Source organism: Ectopseudomonas oleovorans (genome assembly GCF_003052605.1).
Taxonomy (GTDB): Bacteria; Pseudomonadota; Gammaproteobacteria; order Pseudomonadales; family Pseudomonadaceae; genus Aquipseudomonas; species Aquipseudomonas oleovorans_A.
Genome location: NZ_QASO01000125.1, coordinates 1 through 22070, shown reverse-complemented (window position 1 = coordinate 22070; position 22070 = coordinate 1). Strand labels below are relative to the sequence as shown.

Below are 22070 nucleotides of genomic sequence, written 5' to 3'. Positions count from 1 at the left end.
GTATCCTGGAGTCAGGCCACGTTGAGGAAGGCGAAAATCGGGCCGACCGATTTGACCGCCATGTACCAGGTCAGGATGCAGGTAGCAGCACCCAGGATCAGCAACCAGCGCGGATAGTGGTAGCCGCCCATCAGGTCGGATCGGCGCCAGCCGACGTAGACGAACAGGCTCAGGCCAATCGGCAGAATCAGGCCGTTGAAGCCACCAGCGAACACCAGTAGAGCGGCTGGCGCAGTGCCGAGCATGAGGTAAACGCTCAGCGAGAGGGCGATGAACAGCACCGTGGCACGGTTACGCCCGCGTTCGCTGATGCCAGGCATGAAGGCGGTGATGAAGGACATCGAGGTATAGGCAGCGCCGATCACGCTGGTGATGGCCGCAGCCCAGAGTACCAGGCCGAAAGTGCGCAGGCCGAGTTGGCCCGCCGCCGCCTGGAAGGCTTGCGCCGCCGGGTTGGCGCCCTGGCCGGAGGTGTCGATTACCACGCCACTGGCAGCCACGCCGAGAATCGCCAGGAACAGGATGTAGCGCATCACGCCGGTGACCGCGATGCCGCTCAGCGCTGCCTTGGTGACTTCCTGCACATGCTCTTCGCCGACCAGACCGCGATCGAGCAGGCGGTGCGCGCCGGCATAGGTGATGTAGCCACCCACGGTGCCGCCGACGATGGTAGTGATGGTGGCGAAGTTGATCGTGTCCGGCCAGACGGTCTGGCGCAGCGCCTCGCCAAGCGGCGGATTGGAAGCGAAGGCGACGAACAGGGTGAGCAGGATCATCAACAGGCCCAGCACCACGATCAGGCGGTCGACGGCGATGCCGGCGCGCTTGGACAGGAAGATGCCGATGGCGATGAGTGCACTGAGGCCGCCGCCCCATTTCGGATCCAGCCCCATCAGCGCATTGAGGCCCAGGCCAGCGCCGGCGATGTTGCCGACGTTGAACACCAGGCCACCGAAGATCACCAGCACCGCCAGCAGATAGCCGCTACCGGGAATCGCGGCGTTGGCCAGATCCGAGGCACGCATGCGGGTCAGGGTGACGATGCGCCAGACGTTCAACTGGACCACGAAATCGATGAGGATCGAGGCAAGGATGCCGAAGGCAAAGGCGGCGCCCATGGTCGCCGTGAAGGTGGCGGTCTGGGTGATGAAGCCGGGGCCAATGGCCGAGGTAGCCATCAGGAAGATGGCCGCGATCAATGATGAGCGGCGTGAGCGGGCAAAGTCAGTAGTGGTCTGGGCCTGCATGGGGCGCTCCTGGAAAGGGGAGGATCAGTTGTCCATGACAAGGCAATCGCTGTGCCAATATCCTTCGAACCTGTCTGTATTGTTGATTATTAATGAATATATTGTTCAACAATAAATATTTTATAGTTCATCAATATGCACTGTTTTGTTACCTAATTACCCGCTGGTGTTCCATTGCTGTGCATCTGGTTACACCCGGCAGCGCTTGCTTCAGGGGGCGGACTCATGGAGCATCTGCGAGCCCCGCAGCCCCATCAACTGCAATGGATGGAACGATGAGCAAAGACACGCCTGACAATCCGCGTACTCTCGGCGAAACCGTGACCGCCGAAATCCGCCGCAAGCTGGTCGGCGGTGAGCTGGTGCCTGGTCAGCGTCTGTCCGAGGCGGCGCTGAGTGAAAGCCTGGATATTTCGCGCAATACCCTGCGCGAGGCCTTTCGTGTGCTGACCCAGGAAGGTCTGCTCAAGCACGAGCCCAATCGTGGCGTTTTCGTCGCTGTACCGGATATGGCTTCGATCATCGACATTTACCGGGTACGCCGCTTCATCGAATGCCAGGCGCTTGCCCAGGCCTACCCCAAGCATCCCGCCGTGCAGCGCATGGCGCAGGCCGTAGCCGCTGCCGAGCGCTGTCGTGAGGCGCAGGACTGGAGCGGGGCGGGCACCGCGAACATGGCGTTTCACGCCGCCATCGTCGAACTGGCCGACAGTGAGCGCCTCAATACCTTCTACGCCCATCTGTCCGCCGAGCTGCGCCTGGCCTTCGGTCTGCTCAACGATGCCGAGTTTCTCCACTCGCCCTACATCGACATGAATGCGGCGATTCTCCAGCGCCTCGAAGCCGGGCAGGCTCAGGAGGCTGCGCAGGCGCTTGATGCCTACCTGGTGCAGTCCGAGCGCACCGTGCTGGCTGCCTATGCGCGTCGCTCACGTTGATCCGCCGACGCCTGACAGGGAAATGAAGCGGGATGTGATGAGACGGAGTTTTTACGGCGGGTTTGTAAGACTTGTTGGCGGCTAATTTCTTTTCATGTCAAGACGTTTTTATAGAATCTGCAAAAAACCGCATAAAGCGAAGAAAGGTGTTCTTCGGAGGTTCTTTTGGGCGTATCTAGATAACCCTCTGAAGAAAATAGGGGGTTCAAAATGCACCGTCTAATTATTGATTTCCTCTTGGATGTTCTGGTAGGGGTTGCTGTTGAGCTCGTGATCAGGCTTCTCGATTCCGTTCAGGTAATCCCTCTTTTTATAGGGCGGGGCCTCGGGGTGTGATCTCGCGCCGACTATCAGTCAGGGCATATGCCCTGCGAAACGCTGGGTTGCCCCATCGCTCGTGTTCATGCGCTGGTGGGTATAGTGATATTGCACCGTGTAGCTTGCTGGGCTACTGTGCGGCATCCGTAACGCGAGATTCCTCCCGTGATCCACAGCAGTATCCTCCTGATGCGTCTCATCAAGGCCGTCGCCCGTTGGCGCTGGCGCGCCTGACCTTTCCCTTGCCGGCCCGGCCGGTTCGTTATCGTTCGCCCCCGTTGTTTCCCGTGTCGTCGAGCCGTGCTCGGGCGTGAAACCTGTCCAACGAAGGGCTACCAAGGCAGTACATCAAGAGGCGACGCATACCATGCTGCTGATGATCGACAACTACGACTCCTTCACCTACAACGTCGTGCAGTACCTGGGTGAGCTGGGCGCCGACGTGCACGTGATTCGCAACGATGAACTGACCATCGCCGAGATCGAAGCGCTCAAGCCCGAGCGCATCGTCGTTTCGCCCGGCCCGTGCACGCCGACCGAGGCGGGGGTGTCCATCGAGTCCATCCTGCATTTCGCCGGCAAGCTGCCGATCCTGGGTGTCTGCCTCGGCCACCAGAGCATCGGCCAGGCCTACGGCGGTGATGTGGTGCGCGCGCGCCAGGTGATGCATGGCAAGACCAGCCCGGTGTTCCATGAGGACAAGGGCGTGTTCGCCGGCCTTAACAACCCGCTCACTGTGACCCGCTATCATTCCCTGGTGGTCAAGCGCGAAACCCTGCCGGATTGCCTGGAGATCACCGCCTGGACCCAGCATGAAGACGGCTCGGTCGACGAGATCATGGGCCTGCGCCACAAGACCCTGAACATCGAGGGCGTGCAGTTCCACCCCGAATCCATCCTCACCGAGCAGGGCCACGAACTGTTCGCCAACTTCCTCAAGCAGACCGGAGGCGTGCGCGCATGAATATCAAGGAAGCCCTGGGCCGCATCGTCGCCCAGCTCGATCTGACCACCGAGGAAATGCAGGCGGTGATGCGCGAGATCATGACCGGCCAGTGCACCGACGCGCAGATCGGCGCCTTCCTCATGGGCATGCGCATGAAGAGCGAAACCATCGACGAGATCGTCGGCGCCGCCAGCGTCATGCGCGAGCTGGCTGCACCAGTGGTCATTGACGCCGAGCGGCTGGTCGACACCTGCGGCACCGGTGGCGATGGCATGAACATCTTCAACGTCTCCACCGCCGCGGCCTTCGTCGTCGCCGCGGCCGGTGGCAAGGTGGCCAAGCACGGTAACCGCGCAGTCTCCGGCAAGAGTGGCAGCGCCGATCTGCTGGAAGCCGCCGGCGTCTACCTGGGGCTCAAGCCGGAGCAGGTCGCGCGCTGCGTCGAGAGCGTGGGCGTCGGCTTCATGTTCGCGCCGTCTCATCACGGGGCGATGAAGCACGCCATCGGCCCGCGTCGCGAATTGGGCCTGCGCACCATCTTCAACATGCTTGGCCCGATGACCAACCCGGCCGGTGCCAAGCATCAGGTCATCGGCGTGTTCAGCCAGGCGCTGTGCCGGCCGATGGCCGAAGTGCTGCAGCGCCTGGGCAGCGAGCACGTACTGGTGGTGCATGCGCAGGATGGGTTGGACGAGATCAGCCTGGCCGCGCCGACCTTCATTGCCGAACTCAAGAATGGCGTGGTCAGCGAGTACCGCATCCAGCCCGAGGATTTCGCTATCAAGAGTCAGAGCCTGATCGGCCTGACCGTCGACAACGCCGAGCAGTCGCTGGCGCTGATCCACGATGCCCTCGGCCGGCGCAAGACCGACAACGGTCAGAAGGCCGCCGATATGATCGTGCTCAATGCTGGCGCGGCGCTCTACGCTGCGGATCATGCCAGCAGCCTGCGCGAAGGTATGCAGCTGGCGCATGACGCCCTGCACACCGGCCTGGCGCGCGAGAAGCTGGAAGAGCTGGTGTCCTTTACCGCGGTATTCAAACAGGAGAACGAAGGGTGAGCGTGCCAACCGTACTGGAGAAGATCGTCGCCCGTAAGTTCGAGGAAGTCGCGGCGCGCCGTGCCCAGGTCAGCCTGGCCGAGGTCGAGGCTGCTGCGCGTAGTGCCGACGCACCGCGTGGCTTCGCTCGCGCGCTGCTCGAGCAGGCGGCGCGCAAGCAACCGGCGGTGATCGCCGAGATCAAGAAGGCCTCGCCGAGCAAGGGCGTGCTGCGCGCCGACTTCGTGCCAGCGGATATCGCCCGCAGTTACGAAGCGGGTGGCGCCACCTGCCTGTCGGTGCTGACCGATATCGATTTCTTCCAGGGTGCCGACCAGTACCTGCAACAGGCCCGCGCGGCCTGTGCGCTGCCGGTGATCCGCAAGGACTTCATGGTCGATCCGTACCAGATCGTCGAAGCCCGCGCCCTCGGTGCCGACTGCGTGCTGCTGATCGTGTCCTGCCTGGATGACGTGCGCATGGCCGAGCTGGCCTCGGTGGCCAAGGACGTCGGCCTCGACGTGCTGGTCGAGGTGCATGACGGCGCCGAACTGGAGCGGGCGCTGAATACGTTGGACACACCACTGGTGGGGATCAACAACCGCAACCTGCACACCTTCGATGTCAGCCTGGAAACCACCCTCGACCTGCTGCCGCGTATTCCGCGTGATCGCCTGGTGGTGACCGAAAGCGGCATTCTCAATCGCGCCGATGTCGAGCTGATGGAGATCAACGAGGTCTATGCCTTCCTGGTCGGTGAGGCCTTTATGCGCGCCGAGAGCCCGGGCGGCGAATTGCAGCGTCTGTTCTTTCCCGAACGCGGCCGGCCTGCAGTAATCGGCACGGACCCGGAATAACGCGCATGAAAAAGCCGGCAATCAAGCCGGCTTTTTCTATTGGGGCTGTTCAGCGCGTGCCGAACACCACCATGGTCTTGCCTTTGACGTGTACCAGGCCCTGCTCTTCCAGGGACTTGAGCACTCGGCCGACCATCTCGCGCGAGCAGCCGACGATGCGGCCGATTTCCTGACGCGTGATCTTGATCTGCATGCCGTCCGGGTGGGTCATGGCGTCCGGCTGCTTGCACAGGTCGAGCAGGGTGCGCGCAACACGGCCAGTGACATCGAGGAAGGCCAGGTCACCGACCTTGCGCGTGGTATTGCGCAGGCGTTCGGCCATCTGGCTGCCAAGGGCGAAGAGGATTTCGGGATCTTGCTGGGTCAGCTCGCGGAACTTGGCGTAGCTGATTTCCGCGACTTCGCATTCGGTCTTGGCGCGAACCCAGGCGCTGCGTTCCTTCTCTGAGCCATCCTTCTCGAACAGGCCCATCTCGCCGAAAAAGTCGCCAGAGTTGAGATAGGCGATGATCATTTCACGGCCATCGTCATCCTCGATCAGGATGGTGACCGAGCCCTTGACGATGAAGAACAAGGTTTCGCAGCGATCACCTGCGTAGATGATGGTGCTTTTGGCTGTGTAACGACGGCGATGACAATGCGCAAGAAGCTTGTCGAGGTTCTTAATTTTTGGTGTAAGGGTAATAGCAACCATGCCCGAGTCCCGGAAAAATAAATGGTAGGCCTTTGTCCCGCAGGCAATTTCTTATTGGTTATCCGTACCAGTGTGCCAGCAATCCGGCGCCAGCTTAACAGGTGGGGGGATAGTCAGGGGGCGTTTTGCGACCTGAGTAACATAACCCAGGGGAACTTTAGTCCACTGAGTACACATCGGATTGCAGCCTGCCTGTGCTAATCTGCCGAACTTTTCCACTCTGGGAGCCAATATCGATGAAAGCGCGTGTGCAATGGGCCGGTGAAGCTCTGTTCCTCGGCGAGTCCGGTAGTGGCCATGCCGTGGTGATGGACGGTCCGCCCGATGCCGGTGGTCGTAATCTCGGTGTTCGACCGATGGAGATGCTGCTGATCGGCCTCGGTGGCTGCAGCAACTTCGATGTGGTCAGCATTCTGCGCAAGGGCCGCCAGCCGGTAGAAAGCTGCGAAGTGTTCCTCGACGCCGAGCGCGCAGGCGAGGAGCCCAAGGTGTTCACCAAGATTCACCTGCACTTCGTGGTCAAGGGCCGCGGGCTGAAAGAGGCGCAGGTGAAGCGGGCGGTGGAGCTGTCGGCGGAGAAGTACTGCTCGGCCTCGATCATGCTGGGTCGTGCCGGCGTCGATATCAGCCACGATTACGAAATCGTCGAACTGGGCTGAGGTTCGCTGAAAATGACGAGGGCGCCAATGGCGCCCTCGTTCGTTTCAGACGCGGTAGGTGCTCTTGGTCATCACCTTCGACAGCAAGGTCATGCCGAACTTGATCGGCGCCGGGAAGCGCACGCCGCCCGCCGCCAGGGCACTGTTGGCATGTTGCTGTTCGTCGATGCGCATCTGCTCGAGGATGGCGCGCGACTTGGCATCATGCTCGGGCAGTTGCTCCAGGTGCTCGTCCAGGTGTTTGCACACCTGATCCTCGGTGGCGGCGACGAAGCCCAGGCTGACGCGATCACTGACTAGTCCGGCAACGGCGCCAACACCGAAGGACAGACCGTAGAACAGCGGGTTGAGCACGCTGGGCTGGCTGCCCAGCTCACGAATGCGCTGTTCGCACCAGGCCAGGTGGTCGATTTCCTCATCGGCCGCATGCTCCATGGCGCTACGCACTTGCGGCAGCTTGGCGGTCAGCGCCTGGCCCTGATAGAGCGCCTGGGCGCAGACTTCACCGGTGTGATTGATGCGCATCAGGCCGGCGACATGACGCGACTCCTCACTGCTCAGCTCGGTCTCGTTCTGCACGATGGCAGGCGAGGGGCGACTCGACGCGCCGCTGAATGGCAGCAGCGTGCGCAGCGCGGCATCGGCTTGCAGTAGCAGGCGGTCGACGGGGGAATACTGGCGTTCGCTGGCCATGGGGCACCTCCAGAGGTAACAACAGCGCTAGTCTACTGCAAAGTCGCCAGGTCGTCCGTGGCTCAGAGGCTGTTCTAAAGTCTCGCGAGCTAGGATCGTGCAAGGCAAAAACAGGCGAGGAAGCGGAGTGTACTTTTGTACATGAGCATTCCGAGCCTGTTTTTAACGCAGCAGGGCCGACGCGCAGCAGACTTAGGACAGTCTCTCAGGGTAGCTCGCGCAGCACGCGAAAGCCCAGGGCATAGTCGCGGTGATGCGGTTGCTTGAGGTCGCGCATGCTGCTGCGCAGGTAGACCGGGCCGCTGTTCCAGGCGCCGCCGCGCACCACGCGCGGGCTATTGTCGAGCAGGCCGGCACTCTGCGTTTCGCTGCCGTCGAAGCGCTGGGTGAAGTTCGAGCCCGTCCACTCCCAGACGTTGCCCGCGGTGTCATGCAAGCCGAAGCCATTGGCCGGGAACTGGCCGACGGCTGCCGTCTTGTTGCGCAACAGGCGCGAGCTGGCGCAACCACGGCAGTGGGCGCGTGGCGCCTGCTCGCTGCTGTCGAGTTGCTCGCCCCACCAGTAGTAGCTCTGGCTGCCTCCGCGCGCTGCATACTCCCATTCGGCTTCGGTCGGCAGGCGATAGCGCGCGCCCGTCTCGCGTGACAACCACTGGGTGTAGGCGTGAGCGTCACGCCAGGACACATGAATCACCGGGCGCTGCGCCGAAAGGCCCCAGCCCTCGTTGTCAGGCATGGGCAGCCCGTTGGCGTCGGCGTACTTCTGCCAGTCGGCGAAGGTGACTTCGTAGCGGCCGATGGCGAAGGGTTGATCGAACGCAATCGATCGTTGCGGGCGCTCGTTGTCATTGCCGCGACCGCTGGCATCGCCAATGCGGAACTCGCCAGCCGGAATCACCACCACTTCGGGGCCCTGAGCGCCGCCGGGCAAAGGGTCGCTGATGGTTTCGATAGCAGCGGCCTGCAGGTTAACCAGCAGGCCGGCTGCGATGGCCATGAATACTGTGACACGACGCGCTTTCAGCACTTGCACGGCGTGATGCCTCCGGCGACGATCTGCGTGTTCAGGCGGTCCATGCGGTAAGTTCTCGATTCTGTGAAACCGCGGATGGTAACCCTGCGTGCCTGGCTGGCCAAATCTCCCAAGGAGTCGGTGTTGAAGAACGATATTCATGATCTTGGACTGGTGCTGGATTCCAAGGTCAAGCTGGTGGTGATCGAGTCCTGGGACGAGCTGCGCGTGCTGGAAACCCTGACAGGTTTGGCGATCAAACGCGGTCTCGGCCTGCACACCTGGTCGGTGACCGAGGGCCTGCAGCGTCTGGGTTTCGGCGGCGCAGCAGTGGACGAGTCGCCGACCCTTGAGCCCGAAGCGGCTCTGCGCATGATCAAGGCCGATCTGCAGCCGAACCTCTACGTGATGTGCGACCTGCATCCCTTCCTCGATGACAACCCCAGGCTGGTGCGCCTGCTCAAGGAAATCGCCATGAGCGAGGCCGCGCACAAGCCGACGCTGGTGCTGGTGTCGCATGCGCTCAAGCTGCCTGCCGAAGTACAGCGTTTCGCGGCTCGTTTCAGTCTCGCGCTGCCGTCGGAAGACGAGCTGCTGAGCATCGTGCGTGACGAGGCGACGCGTTGGAGCGAAGGCAATCGCGGCGCACGCGTGCGTACCGACAACCGTACCCTGCAGCAGGTGGTGAAGAACCTGCGCGGCCTCAGCCACGGCGAGGCCCGGGCGCTGGCGCGCAACGTGATCTGCGATGATGGCGCGATCACCCAGGAAGACATCCCCGAGCTGAACAAGACCAAGTTCCAGCTGCTGGATCTGGAGGGCGTGCTCAGCTTCGAATACGACACTGCACGCTTCGCCGAAGTCGGCGGGTTGGTCAACCTCAAGCGCTGGCTGGCCGAACGTCAGGCCGGCTTTCTCGAAGGCAAGCTCCTGGACGCGCCGAAAGGCGTGATGCTGGTCGGCGTACAGGGCGGTGGCAAGAGCCTGGCGGTCAAGGCGGTTGCCGGGCTCTGGGGCTTGCCGCTGCTGCGTCTGGACTTCGCCTGCCTGTACAACAAGTTCTTCGGCGAGACCGAGCGCAACCTGCGTGAGGCGCTGCGTCTGGCCGAACAGATGGCGCCCTGCGTGCTGTGGATGGACGAGGTGGAGAAGGGGTTGGCCAGTGGCGACCACGACGGTGGCGTGAGCCAGCGCGTGCTCGGCACCCTGCTGACCTGGATGGCTGAGCGCAAGGCACCGGTGTTCGTGGTGGCCACGGCCAATGCCATCGACCGTCTGCCGCCGGAACTGGTGCGCAAGGGGCGCTTCGACGAGCTGTTCTTCGTCGACCTGCCCAGTGCCGAGGTGCGGGCCGACATCTTCCGTATCCACCTGCAACGTCGTGAACTGGAACCAGGCAACTTCGATCTCGCGCAGCTGGCTGCTGCCAGCGAGGGCTACTCGGGTGCCGAGATCGAGCAGGCAGTGGTCAGCGCGCTGTACGCTGGTCAGGCGCAGCAGCAGGCGGTCGATCAGGGGTTGCTGCTGCGCGCACTGCAGAGCACCGCGCCGCTGTCCGTGGTGATGGCCGAGCGCTTGATGGCGTTGCGAGAGTGGGCCGATGGGCGCACGGTCAATGCCGGCTGAGTACCCGGTCAGGCGCCGGTGAAGGGGCGGGTCAGGCGACCGCTGAGTTTGCGTACCAGCCAGCGCGGCGCGAGGCGTGGACTCAGGGCCAGCAGGCGGTTGCGCCAGCCGGGAATGATGATGGCGCGGTTCTTTTCCAGTGCACGCACGGTGATCAGCGCCACTTCCTCGGCGCTCATCATCAGCTTGCTGCCGGCAATCCGCGTGACGTCCATCTGCGCTGCACGGAAAAAGGCGCTGTGGGTCGGACCGGGGCAAAGTACTGACACACGCACACCGCGGCTTCTCAGCTCTTCGCGCAACCCCTCGGAAAAGTTCAGCACATAGGCCTTGCTGGCGTAGTAGCTGCTCATCCAGGGGCCGGGCTGGAAGGCCGCGACCGAGGCGACGTTGAGAATCTGCCCGCTGCCGTGCTCGGCCATGCGCTGACCAAGTGCGTGACACAGGCGGGTCAGCGCCAGCACGTTGACTTCCAACTGCTCCAGCTCGCGACTCCAGTCCTGCTCCAGGAACGGACCGGCGCAGCCGAGGCCGGCGTTGTTCACCAGCAGATCGACATGCCACTGGCCTTCTTCCAGCTCCAGCAGCAGGCCGGACAATTGCAGCGGCTCGCTCAGGTCGCATAGACGAAACAGCACTTCGACGCCGAAGCGCTGGGCCAACTCGCAGGCGATGCTTTCCAGGGCATCACGCCGGCGCGCCACCAGGATCAGGTTGCGCCCCCGGCGTGCCAGGGCTTCGGCCAAGGCCAGGCCAATGCCGCTGGACGCTCCGGTGATCAATGCATAGCTGCGCATGGTCGGGAATTACTGCTCCTGATATTCGGCGGCACGCTCGACATAACCCTGATACTGGGGAATGGCGATGGCGGCGACGATACCGGTCACTGGTACCAGCAGGAACAACCAGGCCAGTACCTTGACTGCAGTGCTGTTGGGGGGCGGTGGTGGGCCGTAGCGGTTGACGCCTTGAGTGCCCGGGATGATCAGCATCAGCAGGGCGAACACGCTGCCGACCACCGGGATCAGGTGCACCAGCAGCAGCCAGCCGGACCAACCAATGTCATGCAGACGCTGTACGCCGATGAAGATACCGATCACCACCGCGGCAATACTGACGATGCCCAGCGCCAACATGGCCAGGGTCGAGGACATCGCGGCAATGCCGGTACCGATCAACATGATCGGGATGAAACACAGCGTCATCGCCATCAGCCAGCCCAGGTAACGCACGCGGCCGATCCGGCCGCTGACGCCGAGGACCTTGAGCTCGGAGTACTGCGGCAATTGCTCGGCGACATTTGCCTGTGGCGGTGCATAGGGCGATGCAGCCGCTGCGACAGGGGCTGGGGCCGGAGCGGCTTCGGCCAGCTGTGCCTGGCGGGCGAGGTATTTCTCGATGATGATGCCGCAGGCGGAGCACTCGCTCGCCTTGGCCTGCTCATGACCGCATTTGGGGCAGGTCATATGCGGCGTGGCCGCGTCCACGGCCTGCTCTGTTTCGGCTTCGGTTGGCACCAGACTCAGGCTGGCGGCCTGATCCAGCTCCTTGCGCACCTTGGCCCCCGCCTTCTGCAGAGCGTTGAGGTACTGTTCCGCCTCGCCTTCGCCCAGATCACGCTTGAGCGCCACCGGCGTTCCGCTGAACAGACTGTCGATACGGGCAAGGTCGCTCTTGAACAGGCGGGCCAGGTTTGTCTTGACCATTTCCAACGATGCCTCGGGCATCAGTTGGCCGTCGAACACGATCTTGTAACGCGGTTGATTCATGCGAGCTTCCTTGTCGGCGGGAAGTGGGGGAGCGAAGCGCCCGTTGAGCAGCAGGCGAGGCATAAGCCTAGAGTGCCGCGAGGCCAATATACAAGCGGCCTGAAGCGCCGCTCATGGCTATTTTTCAGCTGTCGCCTATTGTGCTCCAGCGGCCGACCAGCTGGCCGCGGCGTAGTAGACGTATTTCGCTGAAATCGCCCAGCACACCTTCGCTGATCGCGGGGCGCAGAAATACCCAATCGTTGCTCGTCAGTCGTGTGCCTCTACCACCCACCAGGCGCTCCTGATTGGCGCTACGGCCGTAGAGTTCGTCGTAGTCGAGCCCGGCCGGTGAGACGGGCTGTGCCGGCCAGCGACCGCCGTAGAGGTAGTAGGCGTTCTCTCGGTTGGGATTCCAGGCACTGATCAGAGGCTGCAGCGGTTGCAGGTAGGGCAGGGCGCCGTCGACCACCTTGAGTACGGGGCTGGCGATCCACAGGGCTGGCTGATGCTCCTTGAGCAGTGGCGTGTCGCGCTCCGCGGGCTTGAGCAGGGCGGAACCGACGGCGACTTCATTGAGCGAAGTCTCCTGCTGGCTGTGCAGCAGGTAGGTCAGGCTGCCGGCACCGTTGAGCAGCGGCTTTGCTGGCCAAAGATCGCTGAACCCCTGAGCGCTGCTGATGAATAGTCGATAGCGCTCATCGGTCTCGCTGAATGCTCGTAACTGATTCTGCCAGGGTGGGCTGTGTGCGACATGCGCGTCATATCCCATCAGCCCCTGCAGACGCAGTGCCGGCAGTTGACGAAGTTGCAGCAGCGCCTGAGCCAGCGCCTGCGGGGTGGCGAAACCGCCGCGCTCCAGGCCGACGTCGATTTCCAGCGCAATGCGCAGCGGTCGCCCCAGCGCCTTGGCCAATTCACCGTATTGCATCAGGCGCTGCTGGCTGTCGATCAGCCAAGTCACCTGGCGGTCGGGATCGAAATCCAGGTGGTGCGCAAGCTGGCGATAGAAATTCAGCGCAGCGGCAACCGGCATGGGTTTGCCAAGCAGCAGGTCGGCCTGGGGAAAACTCCTGGCCAGGCGATTCAGTTGCGGCTGATAAAAGACCATGAAGCGCTGGGTCTGCAGGCGCTTGGCCAGGTATTCCAGCAGGCCGGTGCTGGCCAGCGATTTGGTCACTAGGCGCAGCTGGAGGCGACCGCCCAGTCTTGCGGCCAGCAGATCGGTGTTGGCGTCGAGCCGATCGAGGTCGAGCAGCAGGGTGGGGATGCCCTCGCCATCGCGCTGTAGCTGCCGGTTGAGCTCGGCGAAGTAGGCGTCATGCTCGCGACCTCGATCAGTTGGGCGCAGCGCCCAGCCGCCGAGCAGACCGAGCGCGCCCAGGCCCAGCAGGTGGCGACGCTTCATCGCGGCCAGCGTTGCCCCAGCGCTTGGCTACGTGTCAGTGCGGCGCGATATTCGTGGTCGAGTCGCGACACCAGCTCCTGCACCGACGGCAGGTCGTCGATGCCGCCGACGCCCTGACCGGCCGACCAGACGGTTTTCCAGGCCTTGGCTTCTTCATCCATCGGTTTGAGCTTCTCGCCGTAGTTGATATCGCCCTTGTTCTGCAGCTGTTTCAGGTCGTAGCCGGCCTGTTCAAGGCTCTGGCGCATGAAGCTGGCCGGTACACCGGACACGGCGGGTGTGTGAATGATGTCGGCGGCCCGCGCTTCGAGAATCATCGCCTTGTAATCGGCCGACGCATTGTTCTCGGTCGTGGCGATGAAGCGGGTGCCCATATAGGCCAGGTCGGCACCGAGCAACTGCGCGGCGAGAATTTCGTGGCCGTGGTTGAGGCAGCCGGACAGCAGCACGGTCTTGTCGAAGAACTGACGAATCTCGGCCAGCAGGGCGAAGGGGCTCCAGGTCCCGGCGTGGCCGCCAGCGCCGGCTGCCACGGCGATCAGGCCATCCACGCCGGCCTCGGCAGCTTTTTCAGCATGGCGGCGGGTGGTCACGTCATGGAACACCAGGCCGCCGTAGCTGTGCACCGCATCGACCACTTCCTTCACAGCACCCAGGCTGGTGATGACGATGGGCACGCGGCGTTCGACGCAGATGGCCAGATCCGCCTGCAGGCGTGGGTTGCTGTTATGCACGATCAGGTTGACGGCATAGGGCGCGGCGTTGCTCGCCAGGCTGGCTTCGATCTCGTCGAGCCAGGCGGCGAAACCGGCGCTCTCACGCTGGTTCAGCGCCGGAAAGCTGCCGACGATGCCGCTGTTGCAGCAGGCACTGACCAGCGCCGGATTGGATACCAGAAACATCGGCGCAGCGACCAGGGGCAGACGCAGACGTTGTTCGAGCAGGGCGGGCAGAGACATGGCGAACTCCTCAGCAGGCTGTGGAAAAATGTAGGCGAGGCAGTCATTGCAAGGCAAAAACAGGCGAAAAAGCGGAGTTTACGAGTTGTAAATGAGCATTTTGAGCCTGTTTTTAACGCAGCAATGGCAACGCAGGTAGTTTTTCAACGGCCTGCTAGAAGGGGCGGACGACGACCAGGATGACGATGCCCAGCAGAGCCAGCACCGGCGCTTCATTGAACCAACGATAGAACACGTGACTGCGGCTGTTCTCGCCGCGGGCAAAGCGCTTGAGCTGAGCGCCGCACAGGTGGTGATAGATCACCAGCGCCACTACCAGGGTGAGCTTTGCGTGCATCCAGCCTTGCGTGAAGTAGTACGCCGAATTGAGGCTGAGTAACCAGATGCCCAGGCCAAGCGTGGCGATCATCGAGGGGATCATGATGCCGCGATACAGCTTGCGCTCCATGATGCAGAAACGTTCGTGACTGGCGGCGTCGCTGCTCATGGCGTGATAGACGAACAGGCGCGGCAGATAGAAGAGGCCGGCGAACCAGCAGACCATGGCGATGATGTGCAGAGCCTTGAGCCAGAGATAGAGCATTTTCGCTTCCCGCACTGAAAAATGGCCTCGATAGTAGAGGCAACTGACGGTCTGCGTCACCTCCGCGGTTGGAGCTTGGCCGATGCGGCTTTATCATCGGCTACTTTCCAATGGCTTTTGCAAAGGGGCATGTGATGATCAAGGTCGGTATCGTCGGCGGCACGGGCTACACCGGTGTCGAATTGCTGCGTCTGCTGGCGCAACACCCGCAGGCAGAGGTGACCGTGATTACTTCCCGTTCCGAGGCCGGCCTGCGCGTCGACGAGATGTACCCCAATCTGCGCGGCCACTACCCCGAACTCGCGTTCAGCGTGCCGGATGTCGCCACCCTGGGCGCCTGTGATGTGGTGTTCTTCGCCACACCGCACGGCGTGGCCCATGCGCTGGCTGGTGAGTTGCTCGCTGCGGGCACGCGAGTAATCGACCTCTCCGCTGACTTCCGTCTGCAGGACGCCGAGGAGTGGGCCAAGTGGTACGGCCAGCCGCACGGCGCCCCCGAGCTGCTGAGCGAGGCGGTGTATGGTCTGCCCGAGGTCAATCGTGAGGCGATCAAGACTGCGCGCCTGATCGCCGTACCCGGCTGCTACCCGACCGCTACTCAGCTGGGGCTGATCCCGCTGCTCGAAGCCGGGCTGGCGGATGTCGGTAGCCTGATCGCCGACTGCAAGAGCGGTGTCAGCGGTGCCGGTCGTGGCGCCAGCGTTGGTTCGCTGTTCTGTGAGGCCGGCGAGAGCATGAAAGCCTACTCGGTCAAGGGCCACCGCCACCTGCCGGAAATTCGCCAGGGGCTGCGCCAGGCAGCAGGTAGCGATGTCGGCCTTACCTTCGTGCCACACCTGACGCCGATGATTCGTGGCATTCATGCGACCCTCTATGCGCGCGTGGCCGATACCTCGGTCGATCTGCAGGCACTGTTCGAGAAGCGTTACGCCGGCGAGCCTTTCGTCGATGTGATGCCGGCGGGCAGCCATCCGGAAACCCGCAGCGTGCGCGGAGGCAACGTTTGCCGCATCGCCGTGCACCGTCCGCAGGGCGGCGACCTGGTGGTGGTGCTCTCGGTGATCGACAACCTGGTCAAGGGGGCCTCCGGCCAGGCGGTGCAGAACATGAACATCCTCTTCGGTCTCGACGAGCGTCTCGGCCTGTCGCACGCGGCCCTGCTGCCGTGATACCGGGCTGGGAGGTCCGCCTCAGCGATCCGCGTCGTGAGCGCAGACGCCGTTGGCTGCAACTGCTGCTGGTGCTCGCCGTACCGGCGGCCTTTGCCCTGGGATGGTACTGGCCACAGGTGCAGCCTCAGCAGACGCCCGAAGATACGCACGCACTGCTGACCCGTGTTGCCGAACAGGAGCAGGAACTGGAGCTGTTGCGCCAGCGCCTGGCTGTGGTCGGCAGTAGCGACAAGGTCACTCAGCAGGCCATGGAGCAGAATCGCCGCACCATCAAACTGCTGGAGGAGCAGATCTTCAAGCAGCAGCAGGATCTGGCCTTCTATAAAGGCGTGTTGGCACCTGCCAGTCGTCGTGAAGGCATTCGCATTCGCGCCTTTGAGCTGCAAGCCACGGACGCGCCGCAGCGATTCCGCTACAAATTGCTGATGAGCCGAGTCGGTACCAGTGATGAGGCATTGCAGGGGCGCTTGCGTATCACGGTCGAAGGACTGCAGGACGGTAAGCCGGCCATGTTGGAGCTGGCGGCGTTGTCCGACGAGGTCAGCGAGAGCAGCATTGCCTTCTCCTTCAAGCACTTCCAGTCCTTCCCCGAAGCGGGTCGTTTCGGCGAGCTACAACTACCTGAGGGCTTCGAGCCGCGTCAGGTCAAGGTTCAGGCGGAGGTCGAGGGTGACAAACCGCTGAGCCGTACATTCGAATGGATAAAATCAGGAGCGATAGCCACCCATGTGGAGTAAAGACAAGACCAAACCCGACTTGCAGCGCTTCAGCGGTAAGACCAGCCTGATTGCCGTTGGCGCCGAGCTGGTAGGCGACATGCGCTTTCAGGGCGCGGTGCAAGTGGATGGTCGGGTCACCGGTAATCTGTTGGCTACCGAAGGGCTGGTGCGCGTGAGTGCAGGCGGCCTGGTTGAAGGTGAGATACGCGCACCCCATATAGTGATCGATGGAGAGGTGAGTGGTGATGTGTTCGCCAGCGGCCATCTTGAGCTGGGTTCACGCTCCCGGGTTCGCGGCAACCTGCATTACGGCCTGATGGAGATGGCCATGGGGGCGCAGATCGAGGGGCGCCTCTGTCACCTCAAGGATGGTGAGCGGCCACTCGAGCTTCCCGCTACGCTGGAAATCGAGCAATAGTTGACCAATTTCGTCGGGCAAGCGGATAATGCACGCCCAAAGCAGTATGGCGCATGGCGCCGGGAGTCCAGAATGAGCGTCGAAACCTTCACCCCTGCCCCCTTGCACTTTACCCAAGGCGCGGCCAGCAAGGTGAAGAACCTGGTCGATGAAGAGGGCAATCCGCGCCTGAAGCTGCGCGTGTTCGTCACGGGCGGCGGCTGCTCGGGCTTTCAGTACGGCTTTACCTTCGATGAGGACGTGGCCGAGGACGACACCATCGTCGAGCGTGAAGGTGTGAGTCTGGTGGTCGATGCCATGAGCTTCCAGTATCTGGCTGGTTCGGAGGTCGACTATCAGGAAGGGCTGGAAGGTTCGCGTTTCGTGATCAAGAACCCCAATGCCACCACTACCTGTGGTTGCGGGTCGTCCTTCTCGATCTGAATGCTTTGCCTGATGACAGACGCCGCGCTCGATGCGCGGCGTTGTCGTTTTCAGGCCGGGTAGATGGCGCCGAGCACGCGCAGGCCTCTGGCTCCAGTCACGCTCGGTCGATTGCCAGCAATGCCTTCAAGTGCGCAATGTGCCAGCCAGGCGAAGGCCATGGCTTCGACCCAGTCCGGGTCTACGCCCTCAGTCGCGGTGCTGCTGACCTCGGTTCCTGCCAGCATCTCGCTCAGGCGCTTCATCAAGCAAGCGTTGTGAGCGCCGCCGCCACACACCAGCAGAGCGTCCGTGTGGGCTTGCGCGTTGCGCAAGGCGCTGACGACAGTGCACGCGGTGAGTTCTACCAGGGTCGCCTGAACGTCTTCGCCGGCCAACGGTGGCAATGCTTGCAGATGGGCAAGCAACCAGTCGAGATTGAACAGCTCGCGACCGGTACTCTTCGGTCCCTGGGTAGCGAAGAAGGGATCGCCCAGCAGCCGTTTCAATAGCTCCGGGTGTACGGTACCGCTGGCTCCCCAGGCACCATCATGGTCATAGGCCAGGCCCTGGCAATGCTGAATCCAGGCGTCGAGCAGAACGTTGCCAGGGCCGCTGTCGAATCCCAGAACCTCCTGGCCGGGTGAAAGCAGGCTGAGGTTACTGAAACCGCCGACATTGAGCACGGCGACCTGCCGCTGGCTATTGCCGAACAGATCATGGTGGAAAGCTGGGACCAGGGGAGCCCCTTGACCACCGGCGGCCACATCGCGGCGGCGAAAGTCTGCGACCACGCAAATGCCCGTAAGCTCGGCCAGCAATGCCGGGTTGCCAATCTGGATGGTGAAGCCGCGCGCCGGTTCATGGCGCACGGTCTGGCCATGGCTGCCGATGGCGCGAATCTGTTGCGCGGTCAGGTTCTGTTGCTGCAGGAGTTCGTTGATAGCGGCAGCGGCCAGTTCGACCCAGCGCTGTTCTGCAATGGCCGCGCGCGCCAGTTCATCATCGCCCGAGGTGCACAGCGCCAGCAGGTCGCTACGCAGCTGTTCTGGCATGGGGCGATAGAGGGTGGCGAGCAGGTGAGGGCGCTGATCCTGATCGATCAGCGCGATGTCCAGCCCATCCAGGCTGGTGCCGGACATCACGCCAATATAGAGGGGCACGGCTTACTGCTGGTTGGCGGCTAGCATGGTGGCCTTTTCCTGGTCCATGCGTGCCATCAGCGGCTTGCTCAGTTGCATGAAGCGTTGCTTCTCGCTCGCTGCAATCGGGTCGGCCATCGGCAGCTTCTGGCTGAGCGGGTCGACGTGTACGCCATTGACCTGGAACTCATAGTGCAGATGCGGGCCGGTGGAGAGTCCGGTAGTACCGATATAACCGATGATCTGGCCTTGCTTGACGTTCGCACCGTTGCGCACACCTTTGGCAAAACCCTGCATGTGTGCGTAAAGGGTGCGATAGCGCTGGCCGTGCTGGATGATCACGGTATTGCCGTAGCCACCGTTACGACCTGCCAGCGTCACACGACCGTCACCGGCTGCCTTGATCGGCGTGCCACGTGGCGCAGCATAGTCGACACCCTTGTGTGCGCGGATCTTGTTCAGGATCGGGTGCTTGCGACCGGTGGAGAAGCGCGAGCTGATACGAGCGAAGTCCACCGGCGTGCGGATGAATGCCTTGCGCATGCTTTCGCCATCGGCATTGTAGTAGCTGGTGGTGCCTTGCTTGCTGGTGTAGCGCACGGCGGTATAGGTCTTGCCGCGATTGGTGAAGCGCGCCGAGAGAATGTTGCCGGTGCCAACGCGCTTGCCGTTCACCACCTTCTCTTCATAGATCACCTCGAACTCGTCGCCTTCGCGAATATCCATGGCGAAATCGATGTCGTAGCCAAACACGTTGGCCAGGTCCATGGTCAGGCTATGAGACAGGCCCGCACGCTTGGCGGAAAGGAACAGCGAGCTGTTGATCACGCCGCGGCTGTATGCGGTGACCACCTCAGGCTTGACCTGATCGCGCTGGAAATCGAAGCCTTTGTCGGTACGGCTGAGGCGAATGGTCTCCAGATCGCTGAGCTTGCTCTGCAGGCTCTTCAGCTTGCCGTCTTCGTTCAGTTCGAAGTCCAGCACCTGGCCCACTTTGAGACGGCTGAACTGCTTGGCGTCCTTGCTGCTATTGAGCGCTTCATGCAGATCATTGGCGTTCAGACCGACCTTGGCGAACACGGTAGAAAGCGTATCGCCATTACTGACCGTGATGTTGTGGTGGTTGGGGTCGGAAGGAGGAGTGGTGTCAGCTGTTTCTAGGAGGTTTTCGTCAGCGTCTTCTGCGCTGTTCTCTGCGGTGTTCGCGCTTTGCTCGATCTTGGCGAAGGGCGAAGCGGCGCCAGGCACTGGCAGTCCCGCTCGGAGGTCATCCTTTTCCTGCAGCACCTGCTCGGTATCGTTACCGAGATCCAGGTCGAGAAAGGTTTTCTGCGCTTCGACTTCACGCGAAGGAAACACCAGCAGAGCCAGGCTCAGCAGCGCAGCTACACCACTAGCAGCCAGGATATGGCTTTTAGGGTAGGGCGGGGCTTTAGGAATATTTTGCGTCATGGCGTGAGGCGTTTTCTTGGAATATGCATTAACTGTATAAAATATAACCAAAATCGGCTTGGGGCAACCCTTGACATGCCGAACGGACGCTCAGGGCGCTTACCCTGGGCAAAACTTGTAATTAGTCCGCGATCTTGTATGGTTGGTTCCCTTTCAATTTCCAGTGGTTGCGGGTTCTGTCATGAAGTCGGTCGAAGAGCAGCTGGCGCTGATCAAGCGCGGTGCAGAAGAGGTTCTGGTTGAGGCTGAGCTGGTCGAAAAGCTCAAGCGTGGTCAGCCGCTGCGGATCAAGGCGGGTTTCGACCCTACCGCGCCAGATCTGCATCTCGGTCACACCGTGCTTATTAATAAGCTGCGTCAGTTTCAGGAACTCGGTCACCAGGTGATCTTTCTGATTGGGGACTTTACCGGAATGATCGGTGACCCCAGCGGCAAGAGCGCCACGCGCCCGCCGCTGACCCGTGAGCAGGTTCTGGATAATGCTGAGACCTATAAACAGCAGGTATTCAAGATTCTCGATCCGGCCAAGACCGAGGTGGCGTTCAACTCCACCTGGATGGATCAGCTCAAGCCCGCTGACTTCATCCGTCTGGCTTCGCAGTACACCGTGGCGCGCATGCTCGAGCGCGATGATTTCGACAAGCGCTACACCGGCAACCAGCCGATCGCCATTCACGAGTTTCTCTACCCGCTGGTGCAGGGCTACGACTCCGTGGCGCTGAAGGCTGATGTCGAGCTGGGCGGTACCGACCAGAAATTCAATCTGCTGATGGGGCGCGAGCTGCAGCGCGCCTATGGGCAGGAGTCGCAGTGCATTGTCACCATGCCGCTGCTGGAAGGTCTCGATGGCGTGAAGAAGATGTCCAAGTCGCTGGGCAATTACGTCGGCATCCAGGAAGCGCCGGGCGTGATGTACAACAAACTCGTGTCCATGCCTGATGCGCTGATGTGGCGGTACTTCGAGTTGCTCAGCTTTCGCTCCATGGAGGAGATCGAACAGTTCAAGCGTGATGTCGAGCAGGGCGCCAATCCACGTGATATCAAGATCAAGCTGGCCGAAGAGCTCGTGGCGCGCTTTCACGGTGAAGAGGCTGCGGCCACTGCGCACCGTTCCGCTGGCAATCGTATGAAGGATGGCGAGCTGCCGGAAGATCTGCCCGAAGTTGAGTTGGCTTCGGTTGAAGATATGCCGATCTCATCCGTCCTTAATAAAGTAGGCCTGGTTAAGAATGCTGCCGTGGCTCGCGATCTGCTGGGTTCGGGTGGCGTGCGCGTCGATGGTGAGGTGGTTGACCGCGCTTTCCTGTTCAAGGTGGGTTCTACCCATGTCTGTCAGGCCGGCAAGAGGGCCTTTGCGCGCATCACGCTCAAAGCCGAGTAATAAAACTGCAATTAAAGCTTGACGCGCATTCTGCTGGCGGTAGAATGCGCGCCACTTCAGCGATGAAGCGCTTCAAAAACTGCTTTTTAATCAATAAGTTAAGTTGAATGAAGGGTTTGCAAAGCTGAATCTGGCGTGTAGAATGCGCGCTGGTCGACAGGGCGGTGGTTTGGTCCTGTTGATGCTTCGGTCGAGTGGATCGAAAGCGGTTTGGAAGAGGTGGTTGACAGCGGTTTTGAACGCTGTAGAATGCGCCTCCCGCTGGAGAGAAGAAGATCTGATCGAAGGCGCAAGTGGTTGAGTAGAAAGAAGTTTCTCCGGAAACAAAATCGAAAAACAGCTTGACAGATAGAGAGGCTGCTGTAGAATGCGCGGCCTCGGTTGAGACGAAAGACTTAACCAACTGTTCTTTAACAACTGAATCAAGCAATTCGTGTGGGTGCTTGTGAGGTAAGACTGATAGTCAACTGATTATCAGCATCACAAAGCAACACTCGTTAATTCGAGAGTTACCTTTCATTAATTTGAAAGTTTTGCGATTGCTGAGCCAAGTTTAGGGTTTTCTCAAAACCCAAGCAGTATTGAACTGAAGAGTTTGATCATGGCTCAGATTGAACGCTGGCGGCAGGCCTAACACATGCAAGTCGAGCGGATGA

Annotated in this window: 23 protein-coding genes and 1 rRNA gene; 12 read left to right on the top strand and 12 right to left on the bottom strand. The window is 61.6% G+C overall.

The window, feature by feature from the left end; translation table 11 throughout:
* Window positions 1-11: 11 nt before the first annotated feature.
* Window positions 12-1247: an NRAMP family divalent metal transporter gene (locus tag DBO86_RS22315; protein ID WP_108234871.1), complete on the bottom strand. Its 1236-nt coding sequence runs from the start codon at window positions 1245-1247 to the stop codon at window positions 12-14.
* 275 nt (window positions 1248-1522) lie between these two features.
* On the opposite strand from DBO86_RS22315, the gene DBO86_RS22310 reads away from it, so the two are divergent.
* The 4 genes from DBO86_RS22310 to trpC all read left to right on the top strand — a co-directional run bounded on the left by DBO86_RS22310 (window position 1523) and on the right by trpC (window position 5346).
* Window positions 1523-2185: a GntR family transcriptional regulator gene (locus DBO86_RS22310; protein WP_108234870.1), complete on the top strand. Its 663-nt coding sequence runs from the start codon at window positions 1523-1525 to the stop codon at window positions 2183-2185.
* Window positions 2186-2870: 685 nt separating this feature from the next.
* A complete protein-coding gene (locus DBO86_RS22305; RefSeq protein ID WP_106733183.1) occupies window positions 2871-3467 on the top strand; it encodes an aminodeoxychorismate/anthranilate synthase component II in 597 nt (198 codons plus the stop codon).
* Complete coding sequence (gene trpD / locus DBO86_RS22300) at window positions 3464-4510, top strand: anthranilate phosphoribosyltransferase (protein WP_074679595.1); 1047 nt, start codon at window positions 3464-3466, stop codon at window positions 4508-4510. Before DBO86_RS22305 ends, trpD begins: the two co-directional genes overlap by 4 nt.
* The gene (gene trpC, locus DBO86_RS22295; RefSeq protein WP_108234869.1) at window positions 4507-5346 is read left to right on the top strand and encodes an indole-3-glycerol phosphate synthase TrpC; all 840 of its coding nucleotides are present in this window, start codon (window positions 4507-4509) and stop codon (window positions 5344-5346) included. Before trpD ends, trpC begins: the two co-directional genes overlap by 4 nt.
* Before the next feature lie 49 nt (window positions 5347-5395).
* Here trpC and crp read toward each other — a convergent pair whose 3' ends face one another.
* Window positions 5396-6040 (bottom strand): cAMP-activated global transcriptional regulator CRP, encoded by a 645-nt coding sequence (gene crp / locus DBO86_RS22290; RefSeq protein ID WP_017675648.1) that lies wholly within the window; start codon window positions 6038-6040, stop codon window positions 5396-5398.
* Between the two features lie 236 nt (window positions 6041-6276).
* Here crp and DBO86_RS22285 point away from each other — a divergent pair, with 236 nt between their 5' ends.
* Window positions 6277-6699, top strand: coding sequence for an OsmC family protein (locus DBO86_RS22285; RefSeq protein ID WP_017675647.1), 423 nt, complete (start codon window positions 6277-6279; stop codon window positions 6697-6699).
* A 45-nt stretch (window positions 6700-6744) separates the two neighbouring features.
* On the opposite strand, the gene coq7 is transcribed toward DBO86_RS22285, so the two are convergent.
* Window positions 6745-7392 carry a 2-polyprenyl-3-methyl-6-methoxy-1,4-benzoquinone monooxygenase gene (coq7, locus tag DBO86_RS22280; RefSeq protein ID WP_021488790.1) on the bottom strand — a complete coding sequence of 216 codons (648 nt, stop codon included), beginning with the start codon at window positions 7390-7392 and terminating at the stop codon, window positions 6745-6747.
* A gap of 205 nt (window positions 7393-7597) precedes the next feature.
* The gene (locus tag DBO86_RS22275; protein ID WP_108234868.1) at window positions 7598-8425 is read right to left on the bottom strand and encodes a formylglycine-generating enzyme family protein; all 828 of its coding nucleotides are present in this window, start codon (window positions 8423-8425) and stop codon (window positions 7598-7600) included.
* Window positions 8426-8548: 123 nt separating this feature from the next.
* Between DBO86_RS22275 and DBO86_RS22270 the strand changes: the two genes are divergently transcribed.
* A complete protein-coding gene (locus DBO86_RS22270) occupies window positions 8549-10030 on the top strand; it encodes an AAA family ATPase (protein WP_108234896.1) in 1482 nt (493 codons plus the stop codon).
* A gap of 8 nt (window positions 10031-10038) precedes the next feature.
* Here the strand turns inward: DBO86_RS22270 and DBO86_RS22265 are convergent, their stop codons facing one another.
* The 5 genes from DBO86_RS22265 to hemJ all read right to left on the bottom strand — a co-directional run bounded on the left by DBO86_RS22265 (window position 10039) and on the right by hemJ (window position 14728).
* Window positions 10039-10827, bottom strand: coding sequence for an SDR family NAD(P)-dependent oxidoreductase (locus DBO86_RS22265; RefSeq protein WP_021488793.1), 789 nt, complete (start codon window positions 10825-10827; stop codon window positions 10039-10041).
* A 9-nt stretch (window positions 10828-10836) separates the two neighbouring features.
* Entirely contained in the window at window positions 10837-11799 is a 963-nt protein-coding gene (locus DBO86_RS22260) for a DUF805 domain-containing protein (protein ID WP_064495180.1), read from the bottom strand.
* Between the two features lie 124 nt (window positions 11800-11923).
* Window positions 11924-13186 carry an alanine racemase gene (locus DBO86_RS22255; RefSeq protein WP_108234867.1) on the bottom strand — a complete coding sequence of 421 codons (1263 nt, stop codon included), beginning with the start codon at window positions 13184-13186 and terminating at the stop codon, window positions 11924-11926.
* Window positions 13183-14145 carry an NAD(P)H-dependent flavin oxidoreductase gene (locus DBO86_RS22250; protein WP_100549048.1) on the bottom strand — a complete coding sequence of 321 codons (963 nt, stop codon included), beginning with the start codon at window positions 14143-14145 and terminating at the stop codon, window positions 13183-13185. Before DBO86_RS22250 ends, DBO86_RS22255 begins: the two co-directional genes overlap by 4 nt.
* A 154-nt stretch (window positions 14146-14299) precedes the next feature.
* Window positions 14300-14728, bottom strand: a complete 429-nt coding sequence (gene hemJ, locus DBO86_RS22245) for a protoporphyrinogen oxidase HemJ (RefSeq protein WP_017675639.1) — start codon at window positions 14726-14728, stop codon at window positions 14300-14302.
* 134 nt (window positions 14729-14862) lie between these two features.
* Between hemJ and argC the strand changes: the two genes are divergently transcribed.
* The 4 genes from argC (at window position 14863) to erpA (ending at window position 17460) form a co-directional block, all read left to right on the top strand.
* Complete coding sequence (argC, locus tag DBO86_RS22240; RefSeq protein ID WP_108234866.1) at window positions 14863-15897, top strand: N-acetyl-gamma-glutamyl-phosphate reductase; 1035 nt, start codon at window positions 14863-14865, stop codon at window positions 15895-15897.
* Window positions 15894-16637 carry a DUF6776 family protein gene (locus tag DBO86_RS22235; protein ID WP_242408763.1) on the top strand — a complete coding sequence of 248 codons (744 nt, stop codon included), beginning with the start codon at window positions 15894-15896 and terminating at the stop codon, window positions 16635-16637. The genes argC and DBO86_RS22235 overlap by 4 nt, the downstream gene beginning before the upstream one ends.
* Complete coding sequence (locus DBO86_RS22230; RefSeq protein WP_003463429.1) at window positions 16627-17037, top strand: bactofilin family protein; 411 nt, start codon at window positions 16627-16629, stop codon at window positions 17035-17037. Before DBO86_RS22235 ends, DBO86_RS22230 begins: the two co-directional genes overlap by 11 nt.
* 72 nt (window positions 17038-17109) lie before the next feature.
* A complete protein-coding gene (gene erpA, locus DBO86_RS22225) occupies window positions 17110-17460 on the top strand; it encodes an iron-sulfur cluster insertion protein ErpA (RefSeq protein ID WP_003463426.1) in 351 nt (116 codons plus the stop codon).
* Between the two features lie 50 nt (window positions 17461-17510).
* Here the strand turns inward: erpA and DBO86_RS22220 are convergent, their stop codons facing one another.
* Both DBO86_RS22220 and DBO86_RS22215 read right to left on the bottom strand, forming a co-directional pair.
* A complete protein-coding gene (locus DBO86_RS22220; RefSeq protein WP_108234865.1) occupies window positions 17511-18602 on the bottom strand; it encodes an anhydro-N-acetylmuramic acid kinase in 1092 nt (363 codons plus the stop codon).
* Window positions 18603-18605: 3 nt separating this feature from the next.
* Window positions 18606-20033, bottom strand: a complete 1428-nt coding sequence (locus DBO86_RS22215; protein WP_108234864.1) for a peptidoglycan DD-metalloendopeptidase family protein — start codon at window positions 20031-20033, stop codon at window positions 18606-18608.
* 181 nt (window positions 20034-20214) lie between these two features.
* Between DBO86_RS22215 and tyrS the strand changes: the two genes are divergently transcribed.
* Window positions 20215-21414: a tyrosine--tRNA ligase gene (tyrS, locus tag DBO86_RS22210; RefSeq protein WP_108234863.1), complete on the top strand. Its 1200-nt coding sequence runs from the start codon at window positions 20215-20217 to the stop codon at window positions 21412-21414.
* On the opposite strand, the gene DBO86_RS22205 is transcribed toward tyrS, so the two are convergent.
* A complete protein-coding gene (locus DBO86_RS22205; RefSeq protein WP_244185593.1) occupies window positions 21401-21844 on the bottom strand; it encodes a hypothetical protein in 444 nt (147 codons plus the stop codon). The two genes, tyrS and DBO86_RS22205, sit on opposite strands and share 14 nt — an antisense overlap.
* Before the next feature lie 153 nt (window positions 21845-21997).
* Between DBO86_RS22205 and DBO86_RS26345 the strand changes: the two genes are divergently transcribed.
* A 16S ribosomal RNA gene (locus tag DBO86_RS26345) occupies window positions 21998-22070 on the top strand; the annotation flags it as partial.